The 6,443-nt window shown below is 43.5% G+C and carries 4 protein-coding genes; 2 read left to right on the forward strand and 2 right to left on the reverse strand.

Annotated elements, in window-relative coordinates; genetic code table 11:
- Window positions 1-68: 68 nt before the first annotated feature.
- On the forward strand, window positions 69-878 hold the full coding sequence (gene ispE / locus CLV51_RS26320) for a 4-(cytidine 5'-diphospho)-2-C-methyl-D-erythritol kinase (RefSeq protein ID WP_106531104.1): 810 nt from the start codon (window positions 69-71) through the stop codon (window positions 876-878).
- A 3-nt stretch (window positions 879-881) separates the two neighbouring features.
- Here ispE and rplT read toward each other — a convergent pair whose 3' ends face one another.
- The gene (rplT, locus tag CLV51_RS26325; RefSeq protein WP_106531095.1) at window positions 882-1,226 is read right to left on the reverse strand and encodes a 50S ribosomal protein L20; all 345 of its coding nucleotides are present in this window, start codon (window positions 1,224-1,226) and stop codon (window positions 882-884) included.
- 48 nt (window positions 1,227-1,274) lie between these two features.
- The gene (rpmI, locus tag CLV51_RS26330) at window positions 1,275-1,472 is read right to left on the reverse strand and encodes a 50S ribosomal protein L35 (protein WP_106531096.1); all 198 of its coding nucleotides are present in this window, start codon (window positions 1,470-1,472) and stop codon (window positions 1,275-1,277) included.
- Window positions 1,473-1,902: 430 nt separating this feature from the next.
- On the opposite strand from rpmI, the gene CLV51_RS26335 reads away from it, so the two are divergent.
- Window positions 1,903-6,443: Ig-like domain-containing protein (locus tag CLV51_RS26335; protein WP_146151388.1), on the forward strand; the 4,541-nt coding region annotated here is incomplete at its 3' end.

Below are 6,443 nucleotides of genomic sequence, written 5' to 3' on the forward strand. Positions count from 1 at the left end.
TCAGTAATGTATGTGCAGCCGGCGGAGTAATGTCTGTTGCTGTGAGTTTACTATGCAATGTATTTTACATGATTGTATTTCCTAACTGCAAAATAAACCTGGGCCTGCATGTTACCAACAGGCGAGCCGACGGTTTTCATGATCTGGAAACTGTTTTTTATCCTTTATCTGTTAATGATGCACTGGAAGTCATTAGTCCGGGTACCTTGCAGTTTGGGAGCAGTGGTATAGCTGTTCCGGGTAATGCCCATGATAATCTTTGTTTGAAGGCTTTTCACCTGCTGCAAAAAGACTTCCCCACTTTACCACGCGTGAATATTCATTTACATAAACATATTCCTATTGGTGCAGGATTGGGCGGAGGCTCTGCAGACGCTGCTTTCATGTTACAGTTGTTGAATAATAAATCACAGTTAGGGTTGAGTGAAGCGCAACTGATAGATTATGCGGCACAGCTGGGGAGTGATTGCCCGTTTTTTATAGCCAACAAACCTTGTTATGCCACCGGACGCGGAGAAGTGCTGGAGCCAATAACACTGGATCTTTCCGGATACTCCTTCCTGCTGGTGCACCCTGGTATTCATGTAAGCACCAGTTGGGCATTTAAGCAGCTCACACCCCAATTACCTGCTTACGCGCTGCGGGAGAAGATACAGTTGCCTGTAGCCGCCTGGAAGGGCGTCATCAGTAATGATTTTGAGGAGCCGGTATTTCAGGCACATCCGGTATTGGCAGGCATTAAAGAGAAAATGTATATGGGGGGAGCTGTGTATGCAACGATGAGTGGCAGCGGATCTGCTGTGGTTGGCATCTTTCCAAAAAACAAAATAGCTGACATCTTGTGGGATGCCAGCTATCGGGTATTTAAAATTCGGTAAGTCTTACTTTACGGAAGCTACCAGCGTTTTGAAAGTTTCTGGTTCATTCATAGCCAGGTCAGCCAGAACTTTTCTGTTCAGGTCGATATTTTTACCAGCTAATTTATTCATAAACACAGAATAGGTCAACCCTTCTGCTCTAACAGCAGCGTTGATACGGGCGATCCACAGCTGACGGTAGTTTCTTTTCTTTAATTTACGGCCAACGTAGCTATAAGTGAGTCCTTTCTCGAGGACGTTCTTCGCTACTGTGTAAACATTTTTTCTTTTACCGTAGAAGCCTTTGGCTTGCTTTAAGATCCTTTTTCTCCGGGCTCTTGAAGCTACGGCGTTAACTGAACGAGGCATTTGCTTTGTTTTTTCTCAGGTTATAAAATTCGATTCTTTTGACAGATACTAGCGCATTCCGAGCATTCTCTTAACCAGGTTAAGATTTGCAGAGTGAACCAGTGTACTACCTCTTAAACTACGTTTTCTTTTCGTAGATTTTTTAGTCAGTAAGTGGCTTTTGAAGGCCATGAACCGCTTAATCTGTCCGTTCCCACCAACCTTGAACGTTTTCTTGGCACGGGAATGTGTCTTTACTTTGGGCATCTTACATCAAATTTGGTCTGCAAAGGTATGAAAATAATTTAATAAAGCACAGTCCTGTGTAAATAATTCAGCCCCCACCCACAATGTGGATAACTTTTTTAATACTTTTTTCTCCCTTAGTAACGAATTGACAATCAATTTTCATTTCGCCTTCTCTGCGCTTATCTAGCCACTTATTCATATTATAAATATTAACACTTTTTTTATTTCTCTATATTATCATTAATTTTAATCTTAATTTATTATAATATTTTAGCCATACCATGTATAAACACCTTACGCCTATGAAACCATTTTACACTCCCTCGCAAGTAGACCGGATAAAGGTCGCCGGTCATTTTTATCGACGTAACCAGTTGAGAGACAAAGCGGCATGAGCAAACTGTAGCGCTCAGACCTGATACTTTTTTCACTTAACTGTTTTGCACCTATGAAACGACTATTAACCTTCCTATACCTATTGCTGGGGCTTGTGCTGCTGAATACACAAAAAGTCAGGGCCCAAACCGTTTTTATGAATGCCCCAGACACCACCTGTGCTGGTAGCTTTGCTACAGTGAACGGTATGATATGGGATCAAAATGCTGTTACTGTAGACAACATGGTCTGGACAGTGACGCCCGCAGACCCTACTGCCACCATAAAACTACTGTCCGGAAAGCTGGGTGCAGCAATGCTCCCGGTGTATTCAGGCGTAACGGCTGTAACAGTCAGACTGGATTCTGTTGGTAAATATACCTTCAAGGTTACCATCTTTGGAACAGACAATAATACCCATAAAAAAAGTTCATGGACGAAAAGCGTTGTAATTTATGCTGCGGATTGTTCTATCCAAAAATGTGAAGGGAATACACAGAATGTTGGTTCCAACTTTCTGGAAGACTTTGGTACATTCAATGTTGGAGATCCGAGGAGAAGCAGTCCTTATGTTCCAGGTTATATATTTAATGGAAACCCAGCCTCTGCGCTTGCAGATAATGAGTATTGCGTTTATTATACTACACTACATGATGTGAAAGATGACTGGGTAGATGCCAGGGATAAGTCACAAACCGGGACGGGGGGCATGCTGGTAGCCAACTCCTCTGTTGATAAAAAAACAGTTTATAAAAGACAAGTAGATAATCTTTGCCCCGGATCTGTTTATAACTTCAGTGCCTGGTTCCTGAATATCAACTCAGACAAAACAATTAATAGCATTTGTGCCAGGTCTACAGAAACTCCTCCCGGATACAAATATGCCGGCGTAACATTTATTGTAAGAGATCTTAGCGGTGTAGAACTAAAAAGATTTAAAACATATAACGTTTCCATGAACCTGACCGCCTATCAATGGCAGCAGTACGGTGGAAGCTTTAAAACAAAACCGGGCGTTACAAGTGTAACAGTAGAAATACAGAATGATAACCCGGGTGGTTGTGGTAATGATATTGCTATTGACAATATTGAGTTTAAGTATTGTGATCCTAATATTTATGCATTTATAGATGGTCAGGTTGATACACATGTTATTGAAGACAAAATATGTGCTGGCTCGCCTATCAACATGACTTCTATTTATACCCCTTCAGACTACTTTACAAAAGCAACCTTTCAGTGGCAACGGAGTGATGATAATGTTACATGGACTGACTTGTCCAATGGTCCGGCACTCGCCGGCGCCACAGATTCCATCCTTCAGGTTAAAAATGGTTACCTCGTAGGAGATCCTTTGGCGCCAAAATTAATCTGGTTCAGAGTAAAGATCACTGAAAATGGCAACGGGGCATCATGTGCCAATCCTTCCTATCCTACCAAGCTGACAATTTTACCAAAACCACAGGTAACAGTTTCATCTGGCAGGATATGTAAAGGGAGTGGCGTAGACTTAACAGCTAACGGTGGCTATTCAGTGTATGAATGGCGGGTAATTCCCGTCGTAACTGGCCCGACATTGCATGTCGTCCCTGATACTACTACTACTTACAGAGCAATTGGTATAGCAGATTATGGAAACAACAGGATCTGTAAAGATAGTGGAGAGGCTAAGGTAATAGTAGATACTGTGCCTAAAATAAAAATTGTGGGCGGCCCTGCGGAAATATGCTTAAATGCCGGAGTCACCTTACAAATCAACCCTATCGGCGCATATAATGGTGTTACCTGGCAAAACAATACGACCGTTATTCCAGGTCTTCCTGCCAATACATTAAAAATAACAGACGTACCTGTTGATACCGGTACCAAGGTATATAATGTAATTGTGCAGAATGTTACCTGTTTTGCTTATGATACTATGAGGATACGGGTGCGGTCAATGCCGGTAGCGGATGCGGATACGGTTATCAAACAATGTAATAATAAGAACTTCACCATCCTCAGAAAGGCGCTCCCTGCAGATATGCAAGGCCAGTGGACATTTATTGGTGCAGATCAGGGTGCAATCATTACTAGCCCGAATTCAGCCACAACAACCGTAACAGGTGTGCCGGCTGGTAAAACAGTTACACTACTTTGGACCATCACCAATATTTACAAACCCGATTGTATTGCTACCTGTAAGGCTACATTAACGAATACACCACCGCTTACAGCAAGCATTGCAGGCCCGGATATAGTACAATGTGGTTTAACCAATAATACCTTCCAGTTGGCTGGTAGTCAACCTGGTATTGGTGAAACCGGTAAATGGACAGTAAATCCTCCGACAAACCCGGCAACTGTTTCCTTTAATTCCGATGTTGCATATAACGCAGTAGCTACTTTTATTAGTCCTACCCTCCCAACAAATGTGGTACTAACATGGACTATTTCAAACGGCGGCGTATGTGCTGACAATACATCTAAAATTAATCTGAGCCTTAAAGCAGCTCCGGATGTTAAAGCAACAGCACCAAACGTATGTAATACCAGTGGCACTTTTGTGGTTAAATATAGTAATGCAACAGGAACTATTAATCAATACGCGATTAATGTAGATCCTGCTGCAGTTGCCACCAGAAAGATGCCTTCATTTACGGCAATTACCAATGGCGTATGGCCCGGCGGAGCTGCTGGCAATATCAGTGTAACATTACCAGCAGGAACACCTGTAGGTAATTATGATTTTATATTCACAGTACAGGAAGGTACGCTGCTGGGTTGTGCCAAGAGCGTTCCCTTCACACTTTCAGTAGAAGCACCATCTACAACACCTACATCAGTTACAGCCAGTGTAAGCAGCATCTGTAAAACAGGTAGCGCTACATTAAAAGTAATAGGGGGCGTACTGGGTACCGATCCCAATGGCACTACAAATGCTTCGTGGAAATGGTACACAGGTGGTTGTCCGGGTACACCGGGCAGCGTTGCTGTATCACCGGTTCTGGTACAACCCGATGGATCTATTGTAACCTTTAATAATATTACTACCACTACTACTTATTATGTGCGTGCTGAAAGTGCAGGAGCATGTAGTAATAGTAACTGTGCGTCTGCAACCGTAACAGTGTTTGCTCAACCGAATGTAGCAAATGCCGGTAGCAACCAAAGTGAATGTAATCGTCTTACCGACTTCCAGTTAAATGGTAATGCCACAGGTGTACCTGGTTTAAGTGGAACCTGGACCACAACTAATGCATTAGCTACCATTCATAATCCTACTCTTCCCAATGCAACTGTAACAGTACCTGTAGGCCAGACTGCAACATTAGTATGGACGATTTCTAACGGACCTTGTTTAACAACCAGTGCTTCAATAATTATTACGAATTATGCAATTCCTGCAAATGCTGATGCTGGAGTAAATATTACCAACTGTAATAACACCAGCTTTATCATGAACGCCAAAGCTCCTACTGAGTTTGGCGCGGCTGGTAAATGGACATACCCAGCCATTCCTGGTATGACCGTTTCAAGTGATACGGATCCTAAAGCAACCATCTCTATTCCGGTTGGTAACAGCGTGGTATTCACATGGACGGTTTCAAATGGTACATGTCCGGCCACTTCTGCAACGGTTACATTAAGCAACTATGCGGTTCCGGCAAATGCTGATGCCGGCAAAGACCAGGTAAACTGTAATAACACCAACTTTACCATGACCGCCAAAGCTCCTGCTGAGTTAGGCGCAAGCGGTAAATGGACATACCCTGTTATTGCGGGTATGACTGTTTCCAGTGATACAGATCCTAAAGCCACCATCTCCATTCCGGTTGGTACCAGTGTAACATTCACATGGACTGTTTCCAACGGTACATGTCCGGCCACTGCTGCAACCGTTACATTAAGCAACTTTGCAGTACCGGCAAATGCTGATGCCGGCAAGAACCAGGCAAATTGTAATAACACCAGCTTTACCATGACCGCCAAAGCTCCTACCGAGTTAGGCGCAAGCGGTAAATGGACATACCCTGCCACTCCAGGCATGACCGTTTCAAGTGATACAGATCCTAAAGCAACTATCTCTATCCCGGTTGGCACCAGTGTAACATTTACATGGACCGTTTCCAATGGTAAATGTGCTGCTACTGCTGCAACCGTTACATTAAGCAACTATGCAGTACCAGCAAATGCTGATGCTGGCAAGGACCAGGTAAACTGTAATAACACCAGCTTTACCATGACCGCCAAAGCTCCTACCGAGTTAGGCGCGAGCGGTAAATGGACATACCCTGCTATTGTAGGTATGACCGTTTCAAGTGATACGGATCCTAAAGCAACTATTTTTATCCCGGTTGGCACCAGTGTAACATTCACCTGGACTGTTTCCAACGGTAAATGTGCCGCTACTGCTGCAACGGTGACATTAAGCAACTATGCAGTTCCAGCAAATGCTGATGCAGGCAAGGACCAGGCAAACTGTAATAACACCAGCTTTACCATGACTGCCAAAGCTCCTACCGAGTTAGGCGCGAGTGGTAAATGGACATACCCTGCCACTCCAGGCATGACTGTTTCAAGTGATACAGATCCTAAAGCAACTATTTCTATCCCGGTTGGTACCAGTGTAAC

It is taken from the genome of Chitinophaga niastensis, from assembly GCF_003014755.1.
Lineage (GTDB): Bacteria > Bacteroidota > Bacteroidia > Chitinophagales > Chitinophagaceae > Chitinophaga > Chitinophaga niastensis.